This is a genomic window from Streptomyces fradiae ATCC 10745 = DSM 40063, from assembly GCF_008704425.1.
Taxonomy (GTDB): Bacteria; Actinomycetota; Actinomycetes; order Streptomycetales; family Streptomycetaceae; genus Streptomyces; species Streptomyces fradiae.
Genome location: NZ_CP023696.1, coordinates 1,067,745 through 1,082,130 on the forward strand (window position 1 = coordinate 1,067,745; position 14,386 = coordinate 1,082,130).

Below are 14,386 nucleotides of genomic sequence, written 5' to 3' on the forward strand. Positions count from 1 at the left end.
GCGCGGGCGCCCCCGCGGTCGGTGACCGCGGGGGCGCCGGCGTTTCGCGGGCCGGTCCGCCGGGCGGGCGGCGCCGGGGTCGGGCATGGCGCCGGACCGGACCGGGGCCGGGGCGGGGCGGAGTGGCCGGGTCAGCCCTTCTTGAGCTCCCAGAAGCGGAAGACGGTGGACGCGTCGAGGGTCCACTCCAGGCCGGTGACCGTGTTGTAGGCGACGGCGAACTGCTTGGCCTGCCAGAGCGGGAGGAGCGGGATGTCGTCGGCCACGAGGTTCTGCAGCCGGTCGAAGTCGTCCTGGGCGGAGCTGCGGTCGGCCGCCGCGGCGGTGTCCGGGATGATCTTTCCGGTGATCTTGGTGTTCTCGTAGTGGTTGCCGAGGACGTTGCCCTCGCCGAAGAACGGCTGCGTGAAGTTGTCCGGGTCCGGGTAGTCGGGGACCCAGCCCCTGATGTACACGCCGTACTTGCCGGCCTGGATGTCCTTCTCGTACTGCTCGTACTCGACGGACTTCACGTCGGCCTGGAACAGCCCGCTGTCGTTCAGCTGCTTGGCGATCACGTCGAGCTGGTCGTTCGTGCCGGGGCCGTAGCGGTTCGGCGTGGAGTACAGGGTGATCCTGACCTTGCCCTCGATGCCCTCGTCGCGCAGGGCCTTCCTGGCGAGGTCGGGCTGCGGCTGGTCGCCGTACCGGTCGAAGAAGGCCGTGTTGTGGCCGAGGATGCCGGCCGGGACGATCGAGTACAGGGGGGTCGCCGTCGACTGGTAGACGTCCTGGACGAGCGCCTGGCGGTCCACGAGGTGGGCGATGGCCTTGCGCACGCCGAGCTTGCCGACGACCGGGTCCTTCATGTTGAAGACCAGGTGCTGGACCTCGGCGCTGGACCCCTCGACGACCTCGATGCCCTTCTGGCCGGCCGTCGGGGAGCCGTTGAACTTCTGGATGTCCTCGGCGGCGAGGCCGCGGTAGGCGACGTGGACGTCGCCCGCGCTCAGGCCGTCGGCGAGGGCCTTGCGGTCGCCCTTGTAGAACTTCAGGGTGACGCCCTGGTTCTTGGCCTTGGCGGTGCCCTGGTAGTCCTCGTTGACGGAGAAGACGGCCTTGTCGTCGCCGAAGGACTCCAGCTTGTACGGGCCGGAGCCGACGGCCTTGCCGTCCGTGCGCAGGCCGTCGGCCCGGTACTCGCGGTGGTCGACGATGGAGCCGGCGCCGGAGGCGATCTTGCTGGGGAAGGTGGCGTCCGGCACCTTGAGGGTGAAGACGACCGTCTTCGGGTCCGGGGTCTCGATCTTGTCGATCGTGGCGAGGAGCGGGCCGGGCCCGTTCTCGTCGTCGATCCGCAGGGTGCGCTCGAAGGAGAACTTGACGTCCTCGGAGGTGAGCGGGTTGCCGTTGCTGAACTTCAGGCCGTCGCGGAGCGTGCAGCGGTAGACCGTGCTGGCACCCTTGTCGAACGCGCACGACTCGGCGGCTTCCGGCTGGGGCGTGGTGGCGCCCTTGGGGAAGCTCAGCAGGGACTGGAAGACGTTGTTGAACAGCACCCAGGAGCCGGGGTCGTACCCGGCGGCGGGGTCGGTGGACAGGACCTCGTCGGACATGCCGACGACGATCGTCCCGGCCCCGTCACCGGCGCCCGCGTCCTTGTCGGTGCCGCAGCCGCTGAGCGTGGCGGCCGCGAGCCCCGCGGCGAGCGGGGCCGTCAGCCACTTGTTGTGTGCCTTCACTGGAACCTTGCCTCTGGATCTCTTCGGTACAGCGGGGGTCAGGCGGTGCCTCGGCCGAGCTCCCAGAGCTGCAGGTCCGAGGAGGTGTTGAGGGCCCATTCGACGCCGGTGAGGGTGTCGCGGGAGGCGACGAACTGCTTGCCCTGCCACATCGGGAGGAACGGGACGTCCTCGGCGATGGCGTCCTGGAGCCGCTGGAAGGGGGCCGCCGCGGCGGCGCGGTCGGTCTCCCGGCGCGAGGCCGGGATGAGCCGCTCGCGGGCCTCCTTGTTGACGTAGGGCGTGTTGAGGAAGTTGCCGGCGTCGAGGAACGGCGCGATGAAGTTGTCGGGGTCCGGGAAGTCGGGGAACCAGCCGAGCCCGTAGACGGCGTACTCGCCGCGCTTCTGCGCGGGGCGGAAGGTGGACCACTCGGTGCCCACGGCGGTCGCCTCGAACAGGCCGCTCTTGTTGAGCTGGTCGCACAGGGCGGCGAACTCCTGGGCGGTGGCGGCGCCGTAGTGGTCGGTCGTGTAGTGGAGGGTCAGCTTGACCGGGGTGTCGACGTTCGCCTCGCGCAGGAGGGCCGCGGCCCGGTCGCGGCTGGGCTCGCCGTACTTGTTGAAGAACGAGTTGCTGTGGGTGGCGATGGTGGACGGGACCATCGAGTAGAGCGGCGTCGCCGTGGGGCCGTACACGCTCCGCGTGATCGCGTGGCGGTCGACGAGCGCGGCCACGGCCTGCCGCACGGCCTTCTCCCGGACCGCGGGGGCCTCGGTGTCGAAGACGAGGTAGCGGATCTCCAGGCCGGGGACCTCGGTCAGCTTGACGCCCTCGCGCGGGTCGCCGTCGAGCTTCTCGATCTGGTCCGGGTCGAGGGTGCGGGTCATCATGTGGATGTCGCCGGACTCGAGCGCCTCGCCCATGGCCTCGGCGTCGTCGAAGGAGCGCAGCTCCACGCCCTCGTTGCGGACCTTGACATCGCCCTTGTAGCGCGGGTTCCTGGTGAAGGTGACGCCGACGAGGCGTCCGTCGCGCACGTGCGGCCGCATCGTGTACGGGCCGGAGCCGTCGACCTGGAAGCCCGTGCGCAGCTCGTCGGCGCCGTACTTGTCGCTGCTGACGATGCCGGCGACGGGCGTGGCGAGCTTGTACGGGAAGGTGGCGTCGGGCGTCTTCAGGTGGAAGACCACCTCGTGGTAGCCCTTGGCCTCGATCGTGTCGATGGTGGACAGCAGTCCGGCGGCGCCGTTGTCGGAGTCGATGGCGAGCACGCGCTCGATGGAGTACTTGACGTCGCCGGCGGTGACCGGCCTGCCGTCGGAGAAGACCAGGTCCTCGCGGAGGACGCAGCGGTAGCTCTGGCCGGCGCTGTCGGTGAAGCGGCACTCCCGCGCGGCGTCCGGGACGGGCCGGCCGCCGCCGCGCGGGATGCGCGTCAGCGTCTGGACGGTCTGGCGCAGCACGTTCCAGACCCCGCTGTCGTACGCGTACGCCGGGTCGAAGGGGGCCGGGGACTCCTCGGAGGCCGTGAACCGGTCGGTGGTCCCGACGACGATGTCGCTGCCGGAGGCGGCGCCGCTCGTGTCGCTGCCGCAGGCGGCGAGCAGAGGGGCCAGCAGTCCGGCGATCGCCGGCAGCGCCAGGGTCTTGCGGTTCATGCGGGTCGTACTCCTGGTCCAACACGGGGGTGGTGCGTGTGCGGAGCCTCCGCCGCGGGCGCCCGGTGGGGCGGGGCGATCGGGCCGGGGTACGAGCGATCGGCCCCCGTGGCGCGCGGCCGGCTTTGTGGCGGTCGCGCCCCGGGGAAAGAGCGGCGGGGTGCTCGGCGAGAAGATTAGTGGCACCGCCACTAATCCTTGACCGGGGTGGAGTTGAGGGGGCGTCAGAAAGTGATCTCCGACCGTGACCGTACCCCTCGGTAACGGCGGAATGTTTCGTACACGACCTGAAGAATCCGGACACATGACCACGCCCGAAGCGCCCCGATCCGGGCATGTGTGCGGTTGCGGACGGCCCTTCGGCACCACGCTGCGTGAGCAAGGTCACGTGAAGAAGGGCGCGGAGAGGTCACGGAATAGAAACGCCGCGGCGCCCTGAGTTTCTCCGGAATTCAACGGGCCACGCTGGGTGCGCGCCTCACTCCATTCCGGTGATCAGAGAACGCAGAAAACGAAGATCGACGTCTTCCAGTGAACCGACCACCGCCCGGCCGTCCGCCGGTGCGATGGGCGCCAGGGAGGGGACGGCGACCACCCGGCACCCGGCCGCCTCGGCGGCGGCCACACCGGTGGCGGTGTCCTCCACGACCGCGCACCGGGCCGGGTCGGCGCCGACCCGCCGGGCGGCGAGCAGGTACGGGTCGGGGTGCGGCTTGGTGCGGGGCACCTCGTCGCCGGCGACCGTGAGGGTGAAGTGGTCGGCGCCCAGGGAGTGCAGGACCCGGTCGATGATGCGGCGGTGGGAGGCGGAGACCAGCGCCGTGGGCACGGCGTGCTCGGCCAGCTCGGCCAGGAGGCGGGCGGCGCCGGGCATGAGGGGGACGCCGTCGCCGATGCGCTCCTCGAAGCGGTCGTTGAGGAGGGTGGTCAGCTCGGGGAGGGTGACGCGGGCGCCCGTGGCCTCGATGAGGTAGCCGGCGCTGCGGGTCATGGGCCCGCCGACGACGATGTCCCGCCAGGCCTCGTCCAGCTCGTGCCCGAGGTCCCGGAAGACCGCGACCTCCACGTCCCACCAGAAGCCCTCCGTGTCGACGAGGGTGCCGTCCATGTCGAGGAACACGGCCTGCAGGGCCGACCCGTCGGCCGTACGGGTCAGGGACGCGGGGACCGTACTGGTCATCCGGCACACCTCCATGAGGGACGAGAAGGCCGGCCGCTCTCCCCCGCCGGGCTCCCCCGGCGGGGGCCACGCGGCCGGCCCGTACTGGACCGACCAGTGTACGACCGGGCGCCCGCCGCCACGCCCCTCGCGCACCGGGACGCGCCGGGAGGCCACCGGAGCGGCGGGGCGGCGGGGCGGCGGGGGGGGCGGGGCGGCGGGGGGCGCCTTCCCGGTGGCGGTGCCGGCGGGGCCCGCACCGGTGGCGGTGCCGGGACTTCGTCCGGTGCCCGGACGGGCACCGTACGGGCGCCGTACGGGCGCCGTACGGACGCCGGGCGGGCGCGGTGGGCGGTCGGTCGTGCGGGGCCGCTGCGCGAGGGCAGGTGGCGGGTGGGCGTGGCACGGCTCCGCGCTGCGGTCGGCTCCCCGCCCCCTGCGGGGCGGCGGACCCGCGGGGCGGGCACGGGGGGGCCGGCGGGAAGGCGCGGGACGGACGCGAAGGAAGGCGCGGCCCGGACGGGTCCGGCCGCCCGCCCCGGCGGGCGGGGCGGGCGGCCGGGAGGGGCGCCGTGGCTGGGGCGAGCGGGCGGGTCAGCGGGCGTTGAAGTACTTGGCCTCGGGGTGGTGGATCACGATGGCGTCCGTGGACTGCTCCGGGTGGAGCTGGAACTCCTCGGAGAGGTGGACGCCGATGCGCTCCGGCCGCAGCAGGTCGGCGATCTTGGCCCGGTCCTCCAGGTCGGGGCAGGCCCCGTAGCCCAGCGAGAAGCGCGCGCCCCGGTACTTCAGCGCGAACATGTCCTCCACGTCCGCCGGGTCCTCGCCGCCGAAGCCGAGCTCGGCGCGGACGCGGGCGTGCCAGTACTCGGCCAGGGCCTCGGCGAGCTGGACGGAGAGGCCGTGCAGCTCCAGGTAGTCGCGGTAGGCGTCGGCGGCGAACAGCCGCGCGGTCTCCTCGCCGATGCGGGAGCCGACGGTGACGACCTGGAGGCCGACCACGTCGGTCTCGCCGGACTCCTCCGGGCGGAAGAAGTCCGCCAGGCAGAGGCGGCGGCCGCGGCGCTGGCGCGGGAAGGTGAAGCGGGTCCGCTCGTTGCCCTCCTCGTCCAGGATGATCAGGTCGTCGCCCTTGGACACGCAGGGGAAGTAGCCGTACACCACGGCCGCTTCGAGCAGGTTGTCCGTGTGGAGGCGGTCCAGCCAGCCCCGCAGCCGGGGGCGGCCCTCGGTCTCGACCAGCTCCTCGTACGAGGGGCCCTCGCCGGTCCGGTTCTGCCGGAGGCCCCACTGGCCCTTGAACAGCGCGCCCTCGTCGAGCCAGCCCGCGTACTCCTTGAGCTGGATGCCCTTGACGACGCGGGTGCCCCGGAACGGCGGCTCGGGTACCGGGTTGTCGGTGGCCACGTCGGAGCGGACCCCGCTCTCGGGCTCGCGCTCCTCGACGGCGAGGTCGGGGGTGGCCTTGACGCGGCGCTGGCGCAGCTCCGGGAGGGCGGCGCCGGGCACGCCGCGCTTGACGGCGATGAGGGCGTCCATGAGCCGCAGGCCCTCGAAGGCGTCGCGGGCGTAGCGGACCTCGCCCTGGTAGATCTCGTGGAGGTCCTGCTCGACGTAGGCGCGGGTGAGGGCGGCGCCGCCCAGGATGACCGGGTACTTGGCGGCCAGGTCGCGCTGGTTGAGCTCCTCCAGGTTCTCCTTCATGATCACGGTTGACTTGACGAGCAGTCCGGACATGCCGATGACGTCGGCCCTGTGCTCCTCGGCGGCTTCGAGGATGGCGGAGACGGGCTGCTTGATGCCGAGGTTGACGACGTTGTAGCCGTTGTTCGACAGGATGATGTCGACGAGGTTCTTGCCGATGTCGTGGACGTCGCCGCGGACGGTGGCGAGCACGATGGTGCCCTTGCCGTCGTCGTCCGTCTTCTCCATGTGCGGTTCGAGGTGGGCGACGGCCGTCTTCATGACCTCGGCGGACTGGAGGACGAACGGGAGCTGCATCTGGCCGGAGCCGAACAGCTCGCCGACGACCTTCATGCCGTCCAGGAGGGTGTCGTTGACGATGTCGAGGGCCTTGCGGGTGCGCAGCGCCTCGTCGAGGTCGGCTTCGAGCCCGTTCTTCTCGCCGTCGATGATGCGCCGCTTGAGGCGCTCCTCCAGCGGCAGGGCGGCCAGCTCCTCGGCCTTGCCGGCCTTGAGGGACTTGGCGGTGGCGCCCTCGAAGAGCTGCATGAGCCGCTGCAGCGGGTCGTACCCCTCGCGGCGGCGGTCGTGGATGAGGTCGAGGGCGGTGGTGACCTGCTCCTCGTCGAAGCGGGCGATCGGCAGGATCTTGGAGGCGTGGACGATGGCGGAGTCGAGGCCCGCCTTGACGCACTCGTCCAGGAAGACGGAGTTGAGCAGGATGCGGGCGGCCGGGTTGAGGCCGAAGGAGATGTTCGACAGGCCGAGCGTGGTCTGCACGGCGGGGTGGCGGCGCTTCAGCTCGCGGATGGCCTCGATGGTGGCGACGCCGTCCTTGCGGGACTCCTCCTGGCCGGTGCAGATGGTGAAGGTGAGGCAGTCGACGAGGATGTCCTCCTCGCGGATGCCCCAGTTGCCGGTGAGGTCGGCGATGAGCCGCTCGGCGATCTCCACCTTCTTCTCGGCGGTGCGGGCCTGGCCCTCCTCGTCGATGGTGAGCGCGATGAGCGCGGCGCCGTGCTCGCGGGCGAGGGCGGTGACCTTGGCGAAGCGGGAGTCGGGGCCGTCGCCGTCCTCGTAGTTGACGGAGTTGAGGACGGCGCGCCCGCCGAGCTTCTCCAGGCCGGCGCGGAGCACCTCGACCTCGGTGGAGTCGAGGACGATGGGCAGGGTGGAGGCGGTGGCGAAGCGGCCGGCCAGCTCCTCCATGTCGGCGACGCCGTCGCGGCCCACGTAGTCGACGCAGAGGTCGAGCATGTGGGCGCCCTCGCGGATCTGGTCGCGGGCCATCTCCACGCAGTCGTCCCAGCGGCCTTCGAGCATGGCCTCGCGGAACTTCTTGGAGCCGTTGGCGTTGGTCCGCTCGCCGATCGCGAGGTACGAAGTGTCCTGGCGGAACGGCACGCTCTGGTACAGGGAGGCGGCGCCCGGCTCGGGGCGCGGGTCGCGGGTCGCGGGGGTGAGGCCCCGGACGCGCTCGACGACCTGGCGCAGGTGCTCCGGGGTCGTACCGCAGCAGCCGCCGACGAGCGACAGCCCGTAGTCGCGGACGAACGCCTCCTGGGCGTCGGCCAGCTCGGGCGCGGTCAGCGGGTAGTGGGCGCCGTCCTTGCCGAGGACGGGCAGGCCGGCGTTGGGCATGCAGGACAGGGGGACGCGCGCGTGGCGGGCGAGGTAGCGCAGGTGCTCGCTCATCTCGGCGGGGCCGGTGGCGCAGTTCAGGCCGATCATGTCGATGCCGAGCGGTTCCAGCGCGGTGAGCGCGGCGCCGATCTCGGAGCCGAGGAGCATGGTCCCGGTGGTCTCGACGGTGACGGAGACGATGACCGGCACGTCGGCGCCGAGGGCCGTCAGGCCGCGGCGGGCGCCGAGGACGGCGGCCTTGGTCTGGAGGAGGTCCTGGGTGGTCTCGATGATGAGCGCGTCGGCGCCGCCGGTGACGAGGCCCTCGGCGTTGCTCTGGTAGGCGTCGCGCAGGGTGGTGTAGGGGGCGTGGCCGAGCGTGGGCAGCTTGGTGCCGGGGCCGATCGAGCCGAGGACCCAGCGCTGCCGGCCGTCGGCGGCGGTGTGGGCGTCGGCGGACTCGCGGGCGATGCGGGCGCCGGCCTCGGACAGCTCGTGGACGCGGTGCGCGATGTCGTACTCGGCCGCCGCGGAGTGGTTGGCGCCGAAGGTGTTGGTCTCCACGCAGTCGACACCGACGGAGAAGTAGGCGTCGTGGACCGCGCGGACGATGTCGGGCCGGGTGACGCTGAGGATCTCGTTGCAGCCCTCGAGGTTCTGGAAGTCGGCGAGGGTGGGGTCCTGTGCCTGGAGCATCGTGCCCATGGCTCCGTCGGCGACGACGACCCGCGTGGCGAGTGCGTCGCGCAGGGCGGCCGCTCGGGCGGCGGCGCTGTCGGCGGGCGCGGGGGACGGGGTCGGCAACGAGGCCATGGAGGTGCTCCCTGGGGTGCGACGGCTGTCGGCTTTGCGTCTCCGGGGGGAGGCGCACGTCGTCAGCCTAGCCGCCCTCCTCACGGGGCGGGCACGTCGTCCCACGTGGCGGACGGCATGCTTGGCGGGGGCCGAAGTCCGGCCACATGGCGCGTACGGCGCTCCACGATGTGGCCGGAGGTCGGCAACGACCGATAGTGTTCAGCATTGTCGAACCGCGGAGTGAAGGAGCAGGCCGGGGATGGCGAAGAACATCCAGTCGCTTGAACGGGCGGCGGCGATGCTGCGACTGCTCGCCGGCGGAGAGCGCCGGCTGGGTCTCTCCGACATCGCGTCGTCGCTCGGCCTCGCGAAGGGGACGGCGCACGGCATCCTCCGCACACTGCAGGCGGAGGGGTTCGTCGAGCAGGACGCCGCCTCGGGCAGGTACCAGCTGGGGGCGGAGCTGCTCCGGCTCGGCAACAGCTATCTGGACGTGCACGAGCTGCGCGCGCGGGCCCTCGTCTGGACCGACGACCTGGCCAGGTCGAGCGGCGAGAGCGTGCACCTGGGCGTGCTGCACCAGCACGGGGTGCTCGTCATCCACCACGTCTTCCGGCCCGACGACAGCCGCCAGGTGCTGGAGGTCGGCGCGATGCAGCCGCTGCACTCCACCGCGCTGGGCAAGGTGCTGTCCGCGTACGACCCGGTGGCGCACAGCGAGGCCGTGGAGGTGGAGCGCAAGGCGTTCACCGCGCGGACGGTCACGGCGCTGGAGGACTTCGAGGAGCTGCTGGACCTGACGCGGGCGCGCGGCTGGGCGGCCGACGTGGAGGAGACCTGGGAGGGCGTGGCCTCGGTGGCGGCGCCCATCCACGACCGGCGGCGGATGCCGGTGGGCGCGGTGGCGATCACCGGCGCCGTGGAGCGGGTCTGCGACCGGGGCGAGCTGCGGTCCGAGCTGGTCGCGGCGGTACGGGAGTGCGCGCGGGCCGTCTCGCGGGACCTGGGCGCGGGGCGCTTCTGACGCCTGGGCGCCGCTTGCCGCCCACCGGGCCCCGCGCCGCGCGCGCGGGGCCCTTCCTGCGCCTGGGCGCGGGGCCTCTCCTGCGCCTGGGTGCGGCCGCGCCCGGCCCTGTCGCACACCGCCCCGGGGCCCCGCCTCGGCGCACCCTGAGCCCGGCCGGCGCTTGGCCGCGGACCCGACCCGGCCCCCGCCTCGGACCCCGCCGGGGCGCCACCGCCGCCGCCACCGCGGGACCGCCGCCGGGACACACGGTCGGGCGCGCCACGGCTTCCGCCGCCGCTGCCGAGGACGCCGCCCGGCCCGCGGCCGCGGGCGCCGCCCCGGGCGCGCCGGGGGCACCCGCGGCCCCGCCGCGGGCCGGGCCCGCGGTAACGATCGGGTCTCGCGCCCACCAACCCTTGACTCGCTGTTCACCCGAGGGCAAAACTGCCGTCCATCGGTCGGCATTGTCGAACACCTACCGGAATGACGCGCTAGAGTGTGACAACGCCAGGAGGCCGGCACCGCCCTCATCCCGAGGGCACGGACCACCGGAGGGACCCGGGGTTCGCCTTTCCCCTGGACGAAGGACAAAGGAGTCGCGGGTGTCCAGCTCCGACATCTTCATCGGCGAGACCATCGGTACCGCCGTACTCATCCTCCTCGGCGGAGGCGTCGTCGCCGCCGTCGTGCTCAAGCGCTCGAAGGCGCGGGACGCCGGCTGGCTGGCCATCACCTTCGGGTGGGGCTTCGCGGTCATGACCGCCGTCTACATGACCGGTGCCCTCTCCGGCGCCCATCTGAACCCCGCGGTCACCGTGGGCATCGCCCTGAAGGACGGCGCCTGGGGCGACGTCCCCGTCTACTTCGCCGGCCAGTTCCTCGGCGCCATGATCGGCGCGGTCCTGGTGTGGGTGGCCTACTACGGGCAGTTCCAGGCCCACCTCCGCGACCCCGAGGCGGCGGCGAAGCCCGCGGTGGAGGGCCCCGGCCCGGTCCTGGGCGTGTTCGCCACCGGCCCCGAGATCCGCAACGTCTGGCAGAACCTGGCCACCGAGATCATCGGCACCTTCGTGCTGGTCCTGGCCGTGCTCACGCAGGGCCTCAACGACGACGGCAAGGGCCTGAACGTCCTCGGCGGTCTGATCGTCGCCCTCGTCGTCGTCGGCATCGGCCTGTCGCTGGGCGGACCGACCGGCTACGCGATCAACCCGGCCCGCGACCTCGGCCCCCGCATCGTGCACGCCCTGCTCCCCCTGCCGAACAAGGGGGGCTCCGACTGGGGGTACGCCTGGATCCCGGTCGTGGGCCCGCTGGTCGGCGCCGCCGCGGCCGCGGGTATCTACTCCCTCGCGTTCGCCGGCTGAGCCGAGCCGACCCGACCCGTCCACCGACCTGACGAGGAGCACACCCCATGACCGCCACGATCTCCCACGGCACCGGCCCCTTCATCGCCGCCATCGACCAGGGCACCACCTCCAGCCGCTGCATCGTCTTCGACCGCGACGGCCGCATCGTCTCCGTCGACCAGAAGGAGCACGAGCAGATCTTCCCCAAGCCCGGCTGGGTCGAGCACGACGCCGCCGAGATCTGGACGAACGTCCAGGAAGTCGTCGCCGGCGCCATCGAGAAGGCCGGCATCACCGCCGCCGACGTCAAGGCCATCGGCATCACCAACCAGCGCGAGACGACGCTGCTCTGGGACCGGCACACCGGTGAGCCCGTCCACAACGCGATCGTGTGGCAGGACACCCGCACCGACGCCCTGTGCCGGGAGCTGGGCCGCAACGTCGGCCAGGACCGATTCCGCCGCGAGACCGGCCTCCCCCTCGCCTCCTACTTCGCGGGCCCCAAGGTCCGCTGGCTGCTCGACAACGTCGAGGGGCTGCGCGAGCGCGCCGAGCGCGGCGACATCCTCTTCGGCACGATGGACTCCTGGGTCATCTGGAACCTGACCGGCGGCGCCGACGGCGGCCGGCACGTGACCGACGTCACCAACGCCTCCCGCACCATGCTGATGAACCTGCACACCATGCAGTGGGACGAGAAGATCCTCCACTCCATGGAGGTGCCCGCCGCGCTCCTCCCCGAGATCCGCTCCTCCGCCGAGGTGTACGGGCAGGTCAAGGGCGGCGTCCTGGACGGTGTCCCGGTCGCCTCCGCGCTCGGCGACCAGCAGGCCGCCCTGTTCGGCCAGACCTGCTTCGCCGAGGGCGAGGCGAAGTCCACGTACGGCACCGGCACCTTCATGCTGATGAACACCGGCGACAAGGTGATCAACTCCTACAGCGGGCTGCTCACCACCGTGGGCTACCGGATCGGCGACGAGAAGCCGGTCTACGCCCTGGAGGGCTCCATCGCCGTCACCGGCTCGCTCGTCCAGTGGATGCGCGACCAGATGGGCCTCATCAGCACCGCGGCCGAGATCGAGACGCTGGCCCTGTCCGTCGAGGACAACGGCGGCGCCTACTTCGTGCCGGCCTTCTCCGGCCTGTTCGCCCCGTACTGGCGCTCCGACGCCCGCGGCGTGATCACCGGCCTCACCCGGTACGTCACCAAGGCGCACATCGCCCGCGCCGTGCTGGAGGCGACCGCCTGGCAGACCCGCGAGATCACCGACGCCATGACCAAGGACTCCGGCGTCGAGCTGGCCGCCCTGAAGGTGGACGGCGGCATGACCTCCAACAACCTGCTGATGCAGACCCTCTCGGACGTCCTGGACGCGCCCGTCGTGCGCCCCATGGTCGCCGAGACCACCTGCCTCGGCGCGGCCTACGCCGCCGGCCTGGCCGTCGGCTTCTGGCCCGACACCGACGCGCTGCGGGCCAACTGGCGGCGCGCCGCCGAGTGGACGCCGCGCATGGACGCGGAGACCCGCGACCGCGAGTACAAGAACTGGCTCAAGGCCGTCGAGCGCTCCATGGGCTGGGTCGAAGAAGAGAACTGACGAGGAGAGAACGACATGACCACCCTGCACAGCGTCCCCGCCCTCGGGACGCGCCCGGCTGCCGGCTCCCTGCCGAGCCGCGCCGAGACCCGGGAGCTGCTGTCCAAGGCGACGTACGACCTGCTCGTCGTCGGCGGCGGCATCCTCGGCATCTCCACCGCGTGGCACGCCGCCCAGTCCGGGCTGCGGGTGGCCCTGGTGGACGCCGGCGACTTCGCCGGCGCCACCTCCTCCGCCTCCTCCAAGCTCCTCCACGGCGGTCTGCGCTACCTGCAGACCGGCGCGGTGAAGCTGGTGGCGGAGAACCACTTCGAGCGCCGTGCGGTCTCCCGGCAGGTCGCCCCCCACCTGGCGAACCCGCTCACCTTCTACCTCCCGGTGTACAAGGGCGGGCCGCACGGCGCGGCGAAGCTCGGCGCGGGCGTCTTCGCCTACTCGGCGCTCTCCGCCTTCGGCGACGGCGTCGGCCACCTGCTCAGCCCCGCGAAGGCCGCGCAGGACGTGCCGGAGCTGCGCACCGACAACCTGAAGGCCGTCGCCGTCTACGGCGACGACCAGATGAACGACGCCCGGATGGCGCTGATGACGGTCCGCGCGGCCGTCGACGCCGGCGCCACCGTCCTCAACCACGCCGCCGTCACCGGCCTGCGCTTCACCCGGGGCCGGGTCACCGGCGCCGACCTCGTCGACCGGCTCGACGGCACCGAGTTCGGCGTCGACGCCCGGCTCGTGCTCAACGCGACCGGCCCGTGGGTGGACCACCTGCGCCGGATGGAGGACCCCAACGCGGCCCCCTCCATCCGCCTGTCGAAGGGCGCCCACCTCGTCCTGAAGCGGACCTCCCCGTGGAAGGCCGCCCTCGCCACGCCGATCGACAAGTACCGCATCACCTTCGCCCTCCCCTGGGAGGACATGCTGCTCCTCGGCACCACCGACGAGGAGTACGAGGGCGACCCGGCGGACGTGGCGGTCAACGAGAAGGACACCGCCCAGATCCTGGACGAGGCCGCCTTCTCCATCCGCGACCAGCAGCTCGACCGCGACCTCATCACCTACGCGTTCGCCGGTCTGCGGGTGCTGCCCGGCGGTCCGGGCGACACGGCGAAGGCCAAGCGCGAGACGGTCGTCACGGAGGGCCGGGGCGGCATGCTCTCCGTCGCCGGCGGCAAGTGGACGACCTTCCGCCACATCGGCCGCACCGTCATGGACAAGCTGGCCGCCCTCCCCGGACGGCCGCTCAGCGACGACATGGAGCCGATGGCCCGGCTGCCGAGGAAGCTGCCGCTGCCCGGCATCGCCAACCCCGACGCGGTCGCGCACCGGCTCCTCGTCGACGGCGGCACGCCCGGCCCGCGCATGGCCGCCGACACCGCCCGCCACCTCGCCACGCACTACGGCTCGCTCTCCTTCGACATCGCGCGGATGGCGTACGAGAACCCGGAGCTGGCCGAGCGCATACACCCGGACGCCCCGGAGATCTGGGCGCAGGTGGCCTACGCCCGCGACCTCGAGTGGGCCGAGACGGCGGACGACGTGCTGCGCCGCCGTACGACGCTGACCATCCGCGGCCTGGCCACGGACGAGATCCGCGGCAGGGTCGAGGCCATGCTGGCCGAGCGCTCCTGACCCGCGCGGCGCTCACGAGGGCGGCTCCCCGGGGGGCCGCCCTCCGCGCGTGCCCGGGGTGGGGGCCGCGCGCCCGCCGGGGCGCCGACCGGGTGGCACGGGGGTCGCCCCGCGGGGGCGGGGTGGCGGGTGGCGCCAGGGGGACGCGGGGTGTTCAAGAGGCGCGGCTCGGGTAGTCGTGTGGGGGCC

8 protein-coding genes are annotated in these 14,386 nt (G+C 72.6%); 4 read left to right on the forward strand and 4 right to left on the reverse strand.

Features of this window, described 5'->3' with window-relative positions; genetic code table 11:
* Window positions 1-131: 131 nt before the first annotated feature.
* The 4 genes from CP974_RS04620 to metH all read right to left on the reverse strand — a co-directional run bounded on the left by CP974_RS04620 (window position 132) and on the right by metH (window position 8,639).
* Window positions 132-1,721, reverse strand: a complete 1,590-nt coding sequence (locus CP974_RS04620) for an ABC transporter substrate-binding protein (RefSeq protein WP_031129447.1) — start codon at window positions 1,719-1,721, stop codon at window positions 132-134.
* Between the two features lie 38 nt (window positions 1,722-1,759).
* On the reverse strand, window positions 1,760-3,361 hold the full coding sequence (locus tag CP974_RS04625) for an ABC transporter substrate-binding protein (protein WP_031129446.1): 1,602 nt from the start codon (window positions 3,359-3,361) through the stop codon (window positions 1,760-1,762).
* 478 nt (window positions 3,362-3,839) lie between these two features.
* Window positions 3,840-4,541, reverse strand: a complete 702-nt coding sequence (locus CP974_RS04630; RefSeq protein WP_031129445.1) for an HAD family hydrolase — start codon at window positions 4,539-4,541, stop codon at window positions 3,840-3,842.
* Window positions 4,542-5,114: 573 nt separating this feature from the next.
* The gene (gene metH, locus CP974_RS04635; RefSeq protein WP_031136297.1) at window positions 5,115-8,639 is read right to left on the reverse strand and encodes a methionine synthase; all 3,525 of its coding nucleotides are present in this window, start codon (window positions 8,637-8,639) and stop codon (window positions 5,115-5,117) included.
* Window positions 8,640-8,880: 241 nt separating this feature from the next.
* On the opposite strand from metH, the gene CP974_RS04640 reads away from it, so the two are divergent.
* The 4 genes from CP974_RS04640 (at window position 8,881) to CP974_RS04655 (ending at window position 14,197) form a co-directional block, all read left to right on the forward strand.
* On the forward strand, window positions 8,881-9,645 hold the full coding sequence (locus CP974_RS04640) for an IclR family transcriptional regulator (protein WP_031136295.1): 765 nt from the start codon (window positions 8,881-8,883) through the stop codon (window positions 9,643-9,645).
* 584 nt (window positions 9,646-10,229) lie between these two features.
* Window positions 10,230-10,991: an MIP/aquaporin family protein gene (locus CP974_RS04645; RefSeq protein WP_031136055.1), complete on the forward strand. Its 762-nt coding sequence runs from the start codon at window positions 10,230-10,232 to the stop codon at window positions 10,989-10,991.
* A gap of 47 nt (window positions 10,992-11,038) precedes the next feature.
* Entirely contained in the window at window positions 11,039-12,571 is a 1,533-nt protein-coding gene (gene glpK / locus CP974_RS04650; RefSeq protein ID WP_031136053.1) for a glycerol kinase GlpK, read from the forward strand.
* 15 nt (window positions 12,572-12,586) lie between these two features.
* Window positions 12,587-14,197: a glycerol-3-phosphate dehydrogenase/oxidase gene (locus tag CP974_RS04655; protein ID WP_031136052.1), complete on the forward strand. Its 1,611-nt coding sequence runs from the start codon at window positions 12,587-12,589 to the stop codon at window positions 14,195-14,197.
* Window positions 14,198-14,386: the final 189 nt, after the last annotated feature.

Excerpts from the sequence above, each read along its gene's own strand:
- CP974_RS04640 (WP_031136295.1), top strand. The coding sequence starts at position 8,881 with ATGGCGAAGAACATCCAGTCGCTTGAACGGGCGGCGGCGATGCTGCGA.
- CP974_RS04625 (WP_031129446.1), bottom strand. The coding sequence starts at position 3,361 with ATGAACCGCAAGACCCTGGCGCTGCCGGCGATCGCCGGACTGCTGGCC.
- glpK (WP_031136053.1), top strand. The coding sequence starts at position 11,039 with ATGACCGCCACGATCTCCCACGGCACCGGCCCCTTCATCGCCGCCATC.
- CP974_RS04630 (WP_031129445.1), bottom strand. The coding sequence starts at position 4,541 with ATGACCAGTACGGTCCCCGCGTCCCTGACCCGTACGGCCGACGGGTCG.
- metH (WP_031136297.1), bottom strand. The coding sequence starts at position 8,639 with ATGGCCTCGTTGCCGACCCCGTCCCCCGCGCCCGCCGACAGCGCCGCC.
- CP974_RS04655 (WP_031136052.1), top strand. The coding sequence starts at position 12,587 with ATGACCACCCTGCACAGCGTCCCCGCCCTCGGGACGCGCCCGGCTGCC.